General features: G+C 33.3%; 14 protein-coding genes. 3 read left to right on the top strand and 11 right to left on the bottom strand.

The features are described from left to right. Nucleotides 1–68 precede the first annotated feature (68 nt). The 6 genes from HALSA_RS12355 to ltrA form a co-directional block, all read right to left on the bottom strand. Nucleotides 69–2,987: an inverse autotransporter beta-barrel domain-containing protein gene (locus HALSA_RS12355; RefSeq protein ID WP_013405121.1), complete on the bottom strand. Its 2,919-nt coding sequence runs from the start codon at nt 2,985–2,987 to the stop codon at nt 69–71. A gap of 340 nt (nt 2,988–3,327) precedes the next feature. Beyond that, the gene (locus HALSA_RS02810; protein ID WP_049773828.1) at nt 3,328–3,771 is read right to left on the bottom strand and encodes a host-nuclease inhibitor Gam family protein; all 444 of its coding nucleotides are present in this window, start codon (nt 3,769–3,771) and stop codon (nt 3,328–3,330) included. A 54-nt stretch (nt 3,772–3,825) separates the two neighbouring features. Next, on the bottom strand, nt 3,826–4,125 hold the full coding sequence (locus HALSA_RS02805; RefSeq protein ID WP_041595771.1) for a M48 family metalloprotease: 300 nt from the start codon (nt 4,123–4,125) through the stop codon (nt 3,826–3,828). 108 nt (nt 4,126–4,233) lie between these two features. Then, nucleotides 4,234–4,425 carry a hypothetical protein gene (locus HALSA_RS02800; RefSeq protein ID WP_041595770.1) on the bottom strand — a complete coding sequence of 64 codons (192 nt, stop codon included), beginning with the start codon at nt 4,423–4,425 and terminating at the stop codon, nt 4,234–4,236. A gap of 204 nt (nt 4,426–4,629) precedes the next feature. Continuing rightward, nucleotides 4,630–4,815 carry a hypothetical protein gene (locus HALSA_RS02795; RefSeq protein WP_013405120.1) on the bottom strand — a complete coding sequence of 62 codons (186 nt, stop codon included), beginning with the start codon at nt 4,813–4,815 and terminating at the stop codon, nt 4,630–4,632. A 106-nt stretch (nt 4,816–4,921) separates the two neighbouring features. Then, entirely contained in the window at nt 4,922–6,337 is a 1,416-nt protein-coding gene (gene ltrA / locus HALSA_RS02790) for a group II intron reverse transcriptase/maturase (protein ID WP_013405119.1), read from the bottom strand. An 817-nt stretch (nt 6,338–7,154) separates the two neighbouring features. Here ltrA and HALSA_RS12350 point away from each other — a divergent pair. Then, nucleotides 7,155–8,126 (top strand): flagellin, encoded by a 972-nt coding sequence (locus HALSA_RS12350; protein WP_013405118.1) that lies wholly within the window; start codon nt 7,155–7,157, stop codon nt 8,124–8,126. After that, nucleotides 8,127–8,837: a flagellin gene (locus HALSA_RS02780; protein ID WP_013405117.1), complete on the top strand. Its 711-nt coding sequence runs from the start codon at nt 8,127–8,129 to the stop codon at nt 8,835–8,837. Nucleotides 8,838–9,894: 1,057 nt separating this feature from the next. Here HALSA_RS02780 and HALSA_RS13115 read toward each other — a convergent pair. Further along, complete coding sequence (locus tag HALSA_RS13115; RefSeq protein ID WP_337998479.1) at nt 9,895–10,305, bottom strand: formylglycine-generating enzyme family protein; 411 nt, start codon at nt 10,303–10,305, stop codon at nt 9,895–9,897. A 120-nt stretch (nt 10,306–10,425) separates the two neighbouring features. Here HALSA_RS13115 and HALSA_RS02765 point away from each other — a divergent pair. Next, a protein-coding gene (locus HALSA_RS02765; protein ID WP_095522093.1) for an IS3-like element ISHahy2 family transposase occupies nt 10,426–11,552 on the top strand; the annotation gives its coding sequence in 2 pieces (ribosomal slippage) (nt 10,426–10,678 and nt 10,678–11,552; 1,128 coding nt in all). Here the strand turns inward: HALSA_RS02765 and HALSA_RS02760 are convergent. From HALSA_RS02760 to HALSA_RS12345, 4 genes are all read right to left on the bottom strand, one after another. Beyond that, on the bottom strand, nt 11,458–12,132 hold the full coding sequence (locus HALSA_RS02760; protein WP_041595767.1) for a carboxypeptidase-like regulatory domain-containing protein: 675 nt from the start codon (nt 12,130–12,132) through the stop codon (nt 11,458–11,460). The genes HALSA_RS02765 and HALSA_RS02760 overlap by 95 nt on opposite strands. Before the next feature lie 8 nt (nt 12,133–12,140). Continuing rightward, complete coding sequence (locus tag HALSA_RS02755) at nt 12,141–12,467, bottom strand: hypothetical protein (protein WP_013405114.1); 327 nt, start codon at nt 12,465–12,467, stop codon at nt 12,141–12,143. A 394-nt stretch (nt 12,468–12,861) separates the two neighbouring features. Continuing rightward, a complete protein-coding gene (locus tag HALSA_RS02750) occupies nt 12,862–13,041 on the bottom strand; it encodes a SurA N-terminal domain-containing protein (RefSeq protein ID WP_013405113.1) in 180 nt (59 codons plus the stop codon). A gap of 51 nt (nt 13,042–13,092) precedes the next feature. Next, the gene (locus HALSA_RS12345; RefSeq protein WP_013405112.1) at nt 13,093–15,819 is read right to left on the bottom strand and encodes a sensor domain-containing diguanylate cyclase/phosphohydrolase; all 2,727 of its coding nucleotides are present in this window, start codon (nt 15,817–15,819) and stop codon (nt 13,093–13,095) included. Nucleotides 15,820–15,836: the final 17 nt, after the last annotated feature.

Raw genomic sequence — 15,836 nt, 5'->3', positions numbered from 1 at the left:
CAAATAACCTAACGGTCACCCTACTATAAATGATAATTAATATTTCTTTAGTAGGGTTTTCTTTTTTTTTAGCCAGCAGGTGGATAAGGAATATTTTCCTCTCCCTGCCATTGAAGATATGGATAACTTTCTCCATCAATTATAACCCAATTATCCTCAAAATCCCATTCTGGTTCAAATGTATCTTGTTGTATCATTTCTTCTATAGTTCTACCTTCTCCACCAGCTGATGTTTTTTGGCCTGAAGAATTAATATCCCAATAACTGTTATTTGTTTGTTCATCATCATTATTCCGTCCAATCAATCCACCTACATTATTATCTCCTGTAACATTACCTGCTGCATAGCTGTTTTCTATTGTTCCTAAATAATTGTATCCAACCAATCCACCTACATCTTCAACCGTTCCTGTAACATTGCCTGTTGCATAGCTGTTCTCTAACGTTGCATTATCTCTATTCCATCCAACCAGTCCACCTACTCTACGTTCTCCTTCAATATTACCTGTTGCATAGCTTTCTTTTATCAGTCCATCCTTATTCCGTCCAACTAGTCCACCCACATCATTCATTCCTGTAACATCACCTTCAGCATAACTTTTTACTATCGCTCCATTTTCGTTGTCTCCAACCAATCCACCTAAATGAGCTGAATAAGTATTTGTTCCTGTAATAACATTACCAGTTGCATAGCTTTCTTTTATCGTTCCACCATCATTCCGTCCAATCAGTCCACCTACACGTTCATTTCCTGTGACATCACCTACTGCATAGCTGTTATCTATCGTTCCCTTATAACTCCAGCCTGCCAGTCCACCTACTTCTTGTCTTCCTTTAACATCACCTGCTGCATAACTGTTATCTATTGCCCCATCAAAATTATAACCAACCAGTCCGCCTACAAGGTCATTTCCTGTAATATCAACTTCTGCATAGCTGTTTACTATAATTCCATTATTCCGTCCAACCAGTCCACCTGCATTATTATCTCCTGCAACATTACCTGCTGCATAGCTGTTTGCTATCTTTCCATCATCATTACGGCCAACTAGTGAACCTACGTTATAATCTCCACCTTCGACATCAACATTTATTAAGCCCACATTCTCAATAAAAGAACCACTTTCAATATATCCAAATAAACCAACTTCGCGTTCTGTTGTTCTACTGATATATAGATTACTTATCTCATAAACTTGCCCATCAAAATGTCCAGAAAACTTTTCATTATCATCTCCTAAAGGTTCCCATCCCTTGTTTTCATTAGCATTTTCACTGGCTAACTGATCATATCCAGCTGTATCAGAATCTAAATTACCTTTCATTATATAAACTCCAGCTAAGTTGTATCTCACTGAATTTAAATCATACCAGTCTCTTATTAAATGGTCATGGACAGCTACAATCTTTGCTCCAGTTATTTCATTCATTTTTTCGTATTCTGTATCAAATGTTCTCAAATTATCTATCTTATCTTGGTTATTGGATCCCGCTATTTCTTCAAAGAATATACCAATATCAAAGTTTTCTATTTTATTATCTCTGATATCAGGAGCATTATTAACATCTAATGTTTGCTGATAAATACCTTTATATATATCTGTCTCGGTATTGTTATCATATATTTCTAAGCTATTATTAACTATATCTAATCCTGAAACAGTATTGTATTGATTTAGTATTATAGCACCATCACCAGTAAAACCACCATTAATTTTTAAAGTTGCCTGCTCTACATTTGGTCTGAATTCAAATTCTTTTAATTCACCTGAAACTTCAGTTTTCACTACAGCATAACCTCTTTTAGAAATCAACTGCTGATAGTCTTTAAGTTCTATAAAATCCAGATCAGGTATTCCTAATGTTGTAATATTACCTGAATTCAACAATATATCTCCACTTGCACCACTTAAAACTATAATATCTCCTTCTTTAGGAGCATCTCCAGTATATTCAATTCTTTCTATTCTAATCGGATCATCTTTTGAGCCTGAAGCAAAATACTCCCCATCACCTGTTACATACCATACTCTTATAGATTCACCTTTTAAAACAGGATTTTCAACTACTATTACTTCTCCAGCCATACCATTCTCAACAACTGCTTTTCCTACTACAATATCTAAATCCCTTTCTGGCTGTTCTGTCATTCTGGCTTCCAAAATATCTGCTTTTGTTTTATCTTCTTTTTCTACTTCTGCTGCTGTGCTTCTTCCAAAAGGAATAGATACTGCAAAAGTAGCTTCTACTTTGCTATCTCTCACATTATCATCTCTCCACATGGCACCTAATTTCCAGTTGGTTTTATTTACATCTCCAAACTGCTTATCTATTCTTATCTGCCTACCTGTTATAGTAGGAGTATCACTTTCAGAAAATCTAAATAACCTACCATAAACACCGACATTTCTAAATATTGAATCTGTTTCTGTAAATCTTCTACCAAATTCAAGATCTAACCCATCCATCGACTTATAATATAGCTCATTACCTAAAGTCAAAATTAATTCTTGATTATCATTTACATCCAATCCACCGCCACCAACAGTACTACCAGGTGCTAATACTTCATCATCATCACTTATATAGGCATTTAACCTAAAATCCCACTGATCTGTTAGAATTTCTCCACCTAAGGTCCACATATCCCAGTAGTGATCGAACTCATTTCGCCTGTCTCTAAATATATAAGCTCCTGCTAATCTGTTATCATAATTATCTAACTTTCTTCTATAGCCTAAACCCAAATTCCATTCGTCAATATCATCATCACTAAACCGATACCTCACATCAGAATACCAGAGAGAATCCTCCCTATTCCTAAAGGGGTAAAGCACTCCTGCTTGAGCAATAAAATCATCTCCAGTAATTCCCCTTAGATTAATTCTTGCTGCTCTATCAAACTCTTCTGCTAAAATAGGGGAAGCTAATGTTAAAAAAATTAATAAAATTAATAAAGCAATGATTATAGTTGATACATATTTCATTTTTTCTCTCCCTTCATATGTTGTCATATGGTATAAGATTATATATATTTAAGTATAACAATTTAAGTTGTTTTTAGATATTACCCGAAAGTATAATATTTTTTTCTTTAATTGATTCCCATTCACTAAAAGAGTTTTTTGCATAAAAAGAATGAAAGTTAATTGAAGCAAAGAAAAATATCTATTAAAACCAGAGCAACCCCGCTACAAGCTGCCTGGTAGTTATCTTACTTAACTTTTACCTTAAATTCTTCTGGTCTTTCTATAATCTCTACTCCTTCCACGACTTCTCCAGTTTTCTCTACCACAGCAAGGCTGTCTACCACTTTCACCTTCTTTTTCAACTTCCTCTTATCCACAACTTCTTGATTTTAACAGTATCCTTAAGACTTTTCTCTGCAAACTCCAACAGCTTATCGTTATCATACTTCCATTTCGGGCGTTTCTTTCTAAACTGCAGCTGACCAAAAGGTAGCTTGTGGGTTTTTAGCTCTGGATTATCTTCTTTCAAAGTTTGAGCATAAGCAAAAAGTTTTGTTTTCATAAACTCGATGCTGTTGTCCAGTTTAGAATTCTCACCTTCTAACCATTCTTCCACCTTTCTGATTTCTTTTTCTATTTCTTCAATCTGTTTTTGTGCTAGCTCTTTATTTTTCTGCTGCTTACTTTTGAAATGCCTTATCTTCCTAAGACACCAGATAGCTTTATTGTCATTATCCACTACAAAGCCTTCATTTTTTTCTTGCTGCTCATTGGTTTCCAGTTTCTTTACGTTGTTATTCATAATTTCCTCCTTTTTGAATTCTAATTCACTAATAAAATAATCAGCTGGTTGGATTCATTTCTCTTTTAATTTGAGCTGCTCTAAAATATAGTCGATCATTTTTTCACTCATCTTGCTGATCTTTTTTAAACTATTCATCAGGTCATAGATTTTTTTGTATAAAGCAAGATATTTTTCGGATTTAGTTTCTATACCAAAGCAATCAATCACCACAAAAGAGACTGCTTCTGCTTCCATTTCTCGAACTTCTTTAGTAAGCTTTGATTTATTTTTATTATCCTTAATATGAAGGAGCTCATGAGCAATTTCATGGGCTAATATGCAGGCTTTTTCAGTGTCGTTAGCGTTCTTCATCATCAGGGGTAGAGTTAAGATTAGTCTTTTTAACTTTTTTCTTGTAGGTAAAAGGAGCTAATATAGCTATTACTTTTTCACCTTTTTTACGTGGTGATCAAACTTTTTCTACCACTGTTTATATCCTGCCACAAATATAGTTTCAGATTTCTGCGTCAAAATCAACAGGCTATTATGATAAGAGTAATTGTGGAACTTAGAAAAGAAAGCAAGTATCTCCTTAAATTCTTCAGAGCCTTGAACCTGATCAATTTTTTCATTTAGCTTTTCTAAAAGTTTAGCTGTTTTCTTTTTTGACATAATAGAATATCCTTTCGTTTTTAATACCACTAATAAAAAAGAAGAGAGGACCACAAGTTAACCAGGTCCTCTCATTAAGATGAGAAGTAAGAGTTTTAAAAAGACAGAGCCTAACAAAAGAACCATCTCACATCAAGACAAATCAATTTCAGCTTTATACATATTATTAGTAAGATCTACAATAGAATCACCAACAACCTCACCTTAAACAATAGTAACTCCACTTACATAAACAAAAGTCTCAACACCATATTTGTCCACCATAATCTCAAGTAATCTATTCTCGTCAGCCTTCAGTAAATTAAGAGCTTCCTCCTTACTATCAGCCTCGACCACCAAACTACCACCGTGTCTTTCCATCCAGTTAACATCAAATTTAAATTTTCCCATTTATCTCACTCCCTCTTTAATTTAGAATCGAGTAGGAGGGAAATAATTAATTTATTTCCCGTCCTCTCACACCACCACAGCTTACCGTTCGGTACTGGGCGGTTCATTAAGAATTAATTACTTGTGCATATCTTTCTGTAAAACTAAAGTATCCCAGTTTCTTTAAGAACTGGTTAGTAAAGGTTCTTGCAAGTATTGGGCTATTGGATATTCTCCAGTAGCCTTTTCTTGTGTTAGCATATTCCCAAGCTTTGGTTTCTTTAATACCCAGTTTCCTGAGCATCCTAAAACGAGTTTTGATTCTCTTCCACCGTTTCCAGTAGCACATTCTTATTCTTCGTCTTACCCACTGGTCAAGAGTTCTCATATTACTTTTCATATCAGCTATTTTATAGTAGCTGACCCAGCCTGTAATCGTCTGCTTTAACTTCTTAAAACGATATTTCATTGTCCAGGGCTTACTTCTTGATGTGAGTGCTCTTATTTTTGCTTTAATTTTCTTGATTGATTTTGGGTGGACTCTAACCCTTACTTCACCTTTACTATTGTAGAATGAAAACCCCAGGAATTTTCTTCTCCAGGGTCTGCCGACTGCACTTTTTGTTGCATTGACTTTGAGTTTCAGTTTCTTTTCAATGAATACCGTCAAGCTCTTCATAACTCTTTTGGCCGCTTTTCTGCTTTTGACATAGATCTGACTATCATCAGCATAGCGGCAGAATTTATGATTGCGTTTTTCCAGTTCTTTATCCAGTTCATCCAGCATTATGTTACTAAGTAACGGACTTAAAGGCCCGCCCTGTGGACAACCTTCATCTGTTTTCTTAATTAAACCATCAATCATTACTCCTGCGTTAAGATAAGCTCTTATTAGTTTCAGTACCCTTTTATCTTGCACTTTCCTGGCTACTAAAGACATTAGTTTATCATGTTGAACAGTATCAAAATACTTTTCAAGGTCGATATCGACCACCCATGTATAACCATCATTGATATATTCTTTAGCTTTATTTACTGCCTGATGTGCATTTCTTCCAGGTCTGAATCCATAACTGTATTCTGAAAATCCTGGGTCAAATATTGGCGTCAGCTGTTGTGTTATTGCCTGTTGAATCATTCTATCTATTACTGTTGGAATACCAAGTAGTCTTACTCCACCACCAGGCTTAGGTATTTCTACCCTTCTTACTGCCTGTGGTTTGTAATTACCTTCCAGTATATCTTTCAGAAGTTGACTGCCGTTTCTTTTAAGGAGGGGTAGAAGTTCATCTACACTCATCCCATCAATACCATGGCTGCCTTTATTTCCTACAACTCTTTTATATGCCTTATTCAGGTTTGGAGCTGCAAGAATTTTCTCCATCAGATTACTGGAGTCTGCCTTTTCACCGTTTCTTTTCTTCGGCAACGCCGCAGAAACACTCTGCACTCTCTCATTACTTCCAGCTTCCAGCCTCTCCTCCTGAGAGCAGCCTTCATATGAAGTTGTCTGCTTTCTATGTGTTTCCGTCGAGTTGTTCAAATTTAAGAAACCTCCTAATGTTTCATCCTTCAATTAGTGTATATATCCACCAATCTACTATGACTTCTGCTGCATTCTGACAGTTCAGTTCTTGCATTACTGCAGAGTTTATTGCTTAGAAATTCATCCTCACAATTTACTGTCAGACCTTCCCTGGTTAAGAATATTTGCTTTCACTCCATCTATCTGCTGTATTTACACTTCCTGTCTTGAATAGTTTTGGACTTTGTTTTGTATGGCAAACTCATCCACAGGATTGTGCCTTTTATACAGTTCGTATCCCTCAGACCGAAGCTTTGCCTCCAACTTCCTTCAGATTCCACCTTACGATGGACACCCTTGTCTTCAGCTAGTGGTTGGCACTATCAACCCCCACATCAGACTTTCACTGATTAGCAAATATTCATGCCAGGCAAACCATAAAAAAACACCCCTTAAATTAGGGGTGGGGGCTCGAAAGACTTAAACCTTTCTATAACTATTACCTGGATCGCTCATTCAAAAACCAATTTTTCAAATCGCCTAATGGAATATCTTGATTTGTATATCTAAGAAAATATAACAAATAAAATAATCCGAACAAACTTTGCCATTTATTTTTTAAAATTACTTTAAATTAGACATATCTTGCCAATAATTGAAGTATGTTCTATTTATAGAGAGCTTAGAACTTTTAATCACTGTTGTACTTGTTTAATAATTATTTAAATAGCATGATAATATATATTGAATATTAAACATAAAATCGTAAATATTTTAAGGGCAAATTATGAGTCTATAAACTCAAAATACATAGAATTATTAAGGTGGGATTTTGTTGATAATTAACACAAATGCTACAGCTTTAAATACATATAATAAAGTTAATAAATTTCAAAAGAATCTAAGATCTTCTTTAGAAAGATTATCTTCTGGCAAAAGAATCAATAAGGCTGCAGACGATGCAGCTGGTCTAGCTATTTCTCAAAAAATGAATGGTCAAGTTAGAGGTACCGCTCAAGCGCAAAGAAATGTTCAGGACGGTATTTCTTTGCTGCAAACTGCTGAAGGTGGGTTAGCTGAAATCCAAGATCCGCCTCTGCAGAGAATGAGAGAACTTGCCCTACAGGCTGCTAACGATACATACACAGAAAATGATAGAAAAGCTATGCAGAATGAGTTTGATGAAATGAAAAATAGTATCGATGATATTGCTAATAATACTGAGTTTAATACGCAAAAGCTGTTGAATGTTAAAATCGAGTCAGTAACTGAGGTGGATTCTGTAAATGGCACGGATGAGACTGGAAGTACTGAAGAAACTCAAGGTACTGAGGAATCCCAAAAAGTAGAACCTGTTGGAGAATGGGTTTATAATGAATATGGACAATGGACTAATGCAATCTCAGTGGATTCAGAAGGAAATAGTTATGTTGGTTATTATGATGGCACTATTATAAAGCTTAATAGTAATGGTGATGAAATTTTTAATTTTAAAGCAGCTGATAATGCCATGATAAATGAAATCGAAATTTCTTTAAATGATAATATTGTTATAACTAGTAATGATGAAACTGTAAAAAAGCTAGATCCTGATCAGAATACTTTATGGGTTTTTAATGACCATTATGACCATGTAAAAGGATTAGCCATTGATAATAATAATAATATTATAACTGGAAGCAGAGCTGGTCCAGGAAATTATGATACAATTAGAAAAAAAAATTCTTCTGGCGATGAGATATGGAGATATTCTTTACCTAGTGAAGCTATAGGTACTCTTGATATTGTAAGCGATGAAAACAATTAATTGTATGCAGTTGTTGAAGGAAAAGGTCTAATTAAGTTAAATTCTGAGGGAGAAAAAGAATGGTCTATAGAATTTGGGGGCGATGAAGAATATATTAATTTTAATGAAGTGGAAGTTGATAATGATGGAAATGTTTATGCAATAAATGAAAATAAAAATTTATATATGTATGATTCAGATGGTAATAAAATTTGGAATATAGAAACAACATCAGATTCATCATTTAGAGGATTACTAGTTGATGATAGAGGCAATATTTATACTAGTGAATCAGATAATGATACATTGTACAAATATGATTCAGGCGGTGAATTGTTATGGGAACATGAATTAAGTTTTGATATATCGGATATAGATATTGACAATGAAGGAAATTTATATATAACTAGTCGGTATTCTGATGTAATTAAAATTTCTCAAGAAGGTTATGAGCCAATTGATGATTCAGATCCAGTAGATCCTGACCCACCTGAGGACCAAGATCCAATAGAACCTGATCCTGAAGAACTTAAAGAAATAGAAGATACTTCGCTTACTTTACAGATAGGTCCTAATCCAGGAGAGCATTTTAATGTGGAATTAATTGAAGATGCAGATATAGCAAAAGAAATGGTTTCAATGAGTAAACAGCAGATACTATCTCAGGCTGGAACAGCTATATTAGCTCAAGCAAATCAAATTCCTCAAGGGATAATGCAATTAATAAATTAAAAGGCTATATTATATCTTTAAAAATATGCTTAGCAAAAAGATAGATTAAATGTATTGGGCATTAAATTGGTTATAACAGGCTCTCAGGGTGGCTGCAAAGAGGATTATTTAAACTATGCATATTACATGATAAGCAATAGAGACCTCCTAAAGCCTATATAGCATCGTTTAAGGGTGTCTTAATGTGTTAAATTTTTCTGCTCAATTCTTGCTAATTTACTTGCTCAACTAGCAGTTTATTTGAGAAATACTTGTTGCTGGGATACCCTGACAGGGGGAGGGGAGCTCTATATAGAAGGAAAAATCTGCTGGGTTGCTGCTGGTAACAGTTTTAGAAACATTTATCTTATATTATTAGTAAATTAATCTGCTGTTCTAAAATTAAAGTCTACAAATATTAATGTTGGTTAATAACCTGTGATTTGCTATTCTTTTAAAAATTCAAACTATCACTAATAAGTATTAATCAGGTTTTGCTTCCTATATCAGAATAAGATGAGGAGATATACTTTTATTAGTGATTTAATCATTCACAAACAATAGAAGGCAACAATCTACCTAAAAGAGTGCCTATAGAAGCCAAAAATTTTGATACAGATAGGGAAAGAGTCAACTTATCCCTTTTAATCGATAGCAACTATAATATTTGCATATCCAGAAGATATATATTTTGAACTAATAAAGTCCTGCAAATATTTAATGTTCATCGAAAATTGTTTTTGTTTTAAATTTAATAGGAAAATATTCACCGATTGAGTTATTAAATGATAGCAGTATTTAGACAAAAAAATAAGCCCAGAGAAATCCTGAGCTTATTAGGTTATATTTATATATTGTTAAAGTTAAAAACTATATGACAGCCCTACTGTTATCTTAAAACCATCTAGGTCAATGTCGCCTGAAAATAGGTCTTTTATTTCGGAAGGAAGTTGAGATGTATCTGTTTCTACACCATCTTCAAAAACTCTATCAATCTCATAATATAAATTTAGTCTCCGATAGAAAATTACTCTTTGTTTAACACTAAAATCAACCCTATTAAATTCTTAAAAACTTTTTATAAAACTGGGGACGGTCTTGCTAAACGAAAGCCTGTGTATGAGAGTACAAGACGAACATTTTCTACCTCATTTGTTGTACTTCCTACCTCTATATTTGTGGCACCAGAAGTATAGCCTCCACCTCTATATGTTACTGGTTCATCAAATGATCTCCCGTCATCTACCCAATCTGCTACATTACCTCCCATATCAAACAACCCTAATTCATTAGGGGCTTTTAAGCCAACCCGATGAGTTTCGTTGTTCGAATTAGCATTATACCAGGCAACTTTATCTATATTATCACTACCAGGATAGACTGTGGCATCGCCGTCTGCTCCGCCTCTTGCGGCATATTCATGCTCTAGTGAGGTGGGAAGTCGATATCCGTCAGCATTCTCGTTTCTTGATAGTGTTTCTTCTTCCAGGTCTATATTATAATAGACATCAAAACCTTCCTCCTGGCTTAAGGCGTTGGCATGGATCGGGTATAATTAATTAAACAGTTTTTTCTCGGACATGATATAATAAGATAATAACAAACTAAAATGGAGGAAAATATCATGCCTACAAAATATCCTGAAGAAATCAAAAGAAAAGTTGTTGCTCTGGCCAATAATGGTAAAAATCAAACTGAAATACTCAATGAATATGGAATGGCAAGGTCCACACTTCATAAATGGATAAAAGACTATAATAACTCAGGTTCATTCAGCGCTAAAGATAATAGATCTGATAAAGAAAAAGAATTAATTAAATTACAAAAAGAAAACAAGCAGTTAAAAATGGAGAATGATATTTTAAAGCAAGCGGCGCTGATAATGGGACGAAAGTAGCAGTTATTAAGGCAAACAGGGATAAATACAGTATTAGCGCCATGTGCAGAGCACTCAATATATCAAGGGGTATGATCTATTATACCCCTAAAGAAAAACAGGTTGATGTTGAACTAGAAAGCGAAGTGATTTCCATTTACAAAGCAAGTAGAAATCACTATGGAACCAGAAAAATCAAAAGAGAATTAGCTAAAAAAGGTTATCAGGTGTCCAAGCGAAGAATAGGTAAAATAATGAAAAAATATAATCTAGTTTCTACTTATACTAAAAAACAATACAAAGTTCATTCTCCAAGCTGTAATGAAGATAAAATTGCTAATATTGTAAACAGAGAATTTAACAAAGAAGAAGCTCTAGACGTTGTTGTCAGTGATTTAACCTATGTTAATGTAAAAGGAAAATGGAACTATGTCTGTCTGATCATAGATCTCTTCAACCGTGAATTTGTTGGTTATGCAGCAGGTAAAAAGAAAAATGCCGAATTAGTAACTGAGGCTTTTAAAAGTATTAAAAGACCACTAAATCAAATTAATATTTTACATACTGATAGAGGTAATGAATTCAAAAATAAAGCTATCGATGATATTTTAGTCAGGTTTGATATTGAGCGTTCTTTAAGCAATAAAGGATGCCCATATGATAATGCAGTGGCAGAAGCAGCCTTTAAAGTAGTTAAGACTGAATTTGCTTATGACAGAATATTTAACAGCTTTGAAGAGCTGGAATATGAGCTATTTGACTATGTTAACTGGTATAATAACCACAGAATCCACGGGTCGTTAGATTACCTAACACCTGTTGAATATAGATATTTAATGTTCGATAAAAAATTGTTGTAAAAAGTATTGACAATCCAGCATACATTACAGCATCGATCCACCTTATGCTTTCAACAGGTCTATTAGAACTGTCTGGCTCGTCTGAAAAGGGAGAGTTGTTTGAAACATAATCATCGCTATCATAATATTTACTCATGAGAGTTTCATATTCTTTCTGTGTAACATTGTATCTACCCAGATAAAAATGTTCGTGAACACTTACAGACCCGTTATCAGGTAAAGTAGTGCCAGACTCCACCAGCACCATAGGATCTAAAACCGGCATTAAATTTACCTTATGAGCTTGATAATCTTCTCCAATAATAATACTTTCGTTGTGCTCTTCATGGTCGCTTGCCTGAGCGTTTAATGTATAGCTCCCAGATTGTATGTCGTTAAAGACTACAACACCCTGACTGTTTGTAGAATGGGTTTTTTGATCCAAAGAAACCTCTGCGTTTTCAACAGGATCCTGGTTTGAATCGAGCACCAATACCTCAAACTCTGCAACAATATAGTCTCCACTGCTAACATCACTACTTCCCGAAGAACTTCCGCAGGCTGTTATGACAAATAAAGACAGCACCAATAGTAAAAACAAAAAATAACTTAACTTTCGGTTTTAAAGACTTCTAACACTATAGTTTCTGGAATCCACATTGAGCTTATTTTATTACTGCTGTTTTTGGGGAACTTAAAATAGTACCATTTACCATTAAAGACCTTACTATATTCGTCTGTATTTTCAAGGCCTTCAAGCCATTGTTCTCTGGCAATCTCCAGCTCTAGATTATTGTTGCAATAGCTTTCAGGAAAGCCATCTTTAACTATTTTTAACTTATAGCTACCCTGGTCATCTTCTCCCACCAAATCATAAAAAAGATTTGGAAGGAGCTTGCTAAATAATAAATAGTGCTCGGCAATATCTATTAACAAGTTTTCACACCTTCTTAAGCCCACATATGGGTGATTCAGGCAGAAGAAAGTTGCAGGATGGCTGAGTCAAGAATATTTTAACCCTATCCAATATGTTAAAAAACATAGTTTTCATATAGTATAAAATTATATATAGTTAATTATAACAATTTGAGTCGCTTTTAGATATTACACGAAAGTATAATATTTGCTTTTTCTGTAATTGTCCACCTTCACTAAAATAATTCTTTTGTATAAAAAAATGGATCTTAATTGTAAATTTTTGTTTTGTTAATACTTATTGAATTATAAACATTATTTTTCTAAATTGTATTTTAAATAATAAAAGCATGGAAGAGATAACATTCTCCCCCATGCTCTGCCAATATTATGTATACTTTTTTATTTATTTTGATTAATATTTATCTTTTTCTAATGGATTAATTTGATAGATAACAATAAAATCATCTTCAGTTATCTCTCTAAGATTGATTCTTGCTGCACTATCAAAGTCTGCTGCTGAAATATAGGAAGATAAAGTTAAAATCACCATTAAAACAAACAAAATAATAATAACAGCTATTACTTTTCCCATTTTTTCCCCCTTAAGTTTCTAACATAGAGAAGTCAAATAGTCTTGAAAATATTAACTTAACATTTTTATAAACTCTTGAGCTAGTTCAGGATCAAACTGAGTTCCAGAACATCTTTTAATCTCTGCAAGGGCTTCGCTCTGGCTCATAGCTTTTTTATATGGTCTACCACTAACCATAACATCATAAGAATCAATAATAGTTAATACTCTTGAAAGTAGTGGGGTTTTTTTACCTTTTAGTCCTTCAGGATAGCCACTTCCGTCCCAACGCTCATGGTGATATAATACATCTTTTGCTATATGTGAAAATTTAGGAATACTAACTAAAATCCTATAACCTGCCTCAGGATGAGACTTTATTATTTCCCATTCTTCATCAGTTAATTTTTCTACTTTATTTAGTATTTTTTCTGGAACAGAAACTTTACCGATATCATGTAGAAGAGATAATAAAGCCAGTCTATCAATTTTCTCTTTAGAAAGATTAAGCCTTTTTGCAAACTTCTCAGCTATTATACTCATTCTATTTACATGTTCTTCAGTTTCATGGCTTTTTTCTTTCAATGTATTTAAGAAACTAGAAACTACCATGCTTCTACCACCTGATCTTTTGGCCAGTTTATTGGTATACATTCTATCTTCTGCTGTGTTTAATAATTCAATAAGGTCCTCCTCATCTTCAGTTTTTGTAGCTGCTCCAAGAGCTAAAGATATTGGAATATCTTTGTAAACAAAAGTTGATTTAACATTAATTCTTTCAATTATTGTTTCGCTCTGTTCTAAACTAGTATCTGGAAGTAAAATAACGAACTCATCTCCACCCCACCTGGCAACAACATCTTCCTGTCTACAAAGATCGTTCAATAATTCAGCAGTTTTCTTTAATAATTCATCACCTTTAGAATGACTATATGTATCATTTATTATTTTGAAATTATTGATATCAACCATTATTATACTGATCGGCAAGTTCCTTTTGGTGTCAATTCTTTTCATCATATCTTCTAAATAGCTTCTATTATAAAGTCCTGTTAAATCATCGTGTAAACTAAGATAGGCTATTTTTTCTTGACGTTTTTTTCGTTCTGTAATATCGGAAATAAAACCCTCAATAACAGTACTTCCCTCCTGCTTTTCGGAGCTGATTCTCGCATTGTTTTCTATCCATTTTATATTATTATTTTTATCATAAACTTGACACACAAAACCTTTTATCACACCATTCTGCTGCAGCCTATTTAGAAATTCTCTGCGTTTATTGGGATTAACATAAAAATTATTTTTTAAATCATCTTTATAATGAACATAAAGATCTTCAGCATTATTAAATCCCAGCATATTAACTATTGCAGAGTTAATAAATAAAACTTTACCGCTGAAATTTGTTTTATAGATCCCAATTGGTGATTCTTGCACTAACTGTCTATATTCTTTTTCACTTTTTGTCAGCTTAGCCTCATATTCCTTTTGTTTACTATTTGAAATTATTTTTTCTATTCCAAATGAAATATCTGTTGTCAACTCTTCTAATAGAGCATATTCTTTATCATCAAAACGGTTTTCTTCTTGTGAACAAAAAACCAAAAGTCCCCAGATTTTATCAAATACTTTTAAAACAAAAATACCTGTTGAACCACAGTTTTTACCTTTTAGTTCTTTTTCTGTATCAACATCTATAATAACAGCTTCTTCCTTTAAAATTGCATTTTTATAAATATTTAAATCATCTTTTCCATAATTAAGCTTAACTTTTCTCTCATTCAAAAAGCTGCATTGATAGCCAGCCAAAGCTTTTACATTTAATAACTCTTTATTATCTGACAACTCTGCAATCCAGGCAGTATCATACTTAGCTACATTTGTCATAATCTGAACAGCTTTTTTGAGCAAACGATCTAAAGAATTCTCATTTACGATTAATTGGTTAATTGAACTCAAGCTTTGATAAATACGATTGAAAATTTCTATTTTCTTATCCAGCTGTTTTTTTTCTGTTACATCTACTGCCATTGAGATAAATAACTTATTGTCATCTTCATCCAAGCCAAGATATGCATTTTTTATATCCCAGATTATTTGCTCATTCTTCTTAGTGCTTATTTTAAATTCTCCACTACTTACGTTTTTGATATTATTATAAACTTCTTTTAAATCTTTGTTATCTAAATTTTTCCCATATGCCTTTTCCAGCCATTTATCAATTGTAGGTAATTCAGCTTCAGAATAACCAGTTAACTCCTGCCAGGTTTGATTGACTTTTAAAACCTCACCATTATCATTGTGAAGCATTATCGAGAATGGAGATTCTTCAACTGCATTAGTAAAAAGCTCTGATTTATTCTTTATTTCTTGTCTCATTTTACATTTTTCTTTTACATTTCTTAAAACAAAAACAATCCCGCAAATTTCTCCTGCTTCATCTTTAATATTAGCAGCAATATCTACAATGTAATCTTCCTGCTTAGTTTTAGTAATTAATTTTATATCATTTGCCAGGTTAAGATGTTTACCTTCTCTGATAATTTTTTTAAGAGGATTCTTAATAATTTTACCAGTTTTAGAATTGATCATTTTAAATACTTCACTAATATGGCTTCTTTTTGCTTTTTTCTGACTAAATCTAGCTATATTTTGAGCAACTTTATTTATCTTAATTATCTTTCCCTTTTTATCGGTGACTATAACACCATCACCAATTGAATTTAAGGTTATAGAGAGGAAATCTATCTGCTCTCTTTTTCTTTTCTTTTTTATAAAATCAGATTTTGGCTTTCCCATTTTCAACCTCCTCATAT

The sequence above is a fragment of the Halanaerobium hydrogeniformans genome, from assembly GCF_000166415.1.
Classification (GTDB): domain Bacteria; phylum Bacillota; class Halanaerobiia; order Halanaerobiales; family Halanaerobiaceae; genus Halanaerobium; species Halanaerobium hydrogeniformans.
Note: the sequence above shows the minus strand (reverse complement) of the source record. Positions and strands in the feature narration are given on the sequence as shown.

Excerpts from the sequence above, each read along its gene's own strand:
- HALSA_RS12355 (WP_013405121.1), bottom strand. The coding sequence starts at position 2,987 with ATGAAATATGTATCAACTATAATCATTGCTTTATTAATTTTATTAATT.
- HALSA_RS02810 (WP_049773828.1), bottom strand. The coding sequence starts at position 3,771 with ATGAATAACAACGTAAAGAAACTGGAAACCAATGAGCAGCAAGAAAAA.
- HALSA_RS02805 (WP_041595771.1), bottom strand. The coding sequence starts at position 4,125 with ATGAAGAACGCTAACGACACTGAAAAAGCCTGCATATTAGCCCATGAA.
- HALSA_RS02800 (WP_041595770.1), bottom strand. The coding sequence starts at position 4,425 with ATGTCAAAAAAGAAAACAGCTAAACTTTTAGAAAAGCTAAATGAAAAA.
- HALSA_RS02795 (WP_013405120.1), bottom strand. The coding sequence starts at position 4,815 with ATGGGAAAATTTAAATTTGATGTTAACTGGATGGAAAGACACGGTGGT.
- HALSA_RS02750 (WP_013405113.1), bottom strand. The coding sequence starts at position 13,041 with ATGGGAAAAGTAATAGCTGTTATTATTATTTTGTTTGTTTTAATGGTG.
- HALSA_RS12345 (WP_013405112.1), bottom strand. The coding sequence starts at position 15,819 with ATGGGAAAGCCAAAATCTGATTTTATAAAAAAGAAAAGAAAAAGAGAG.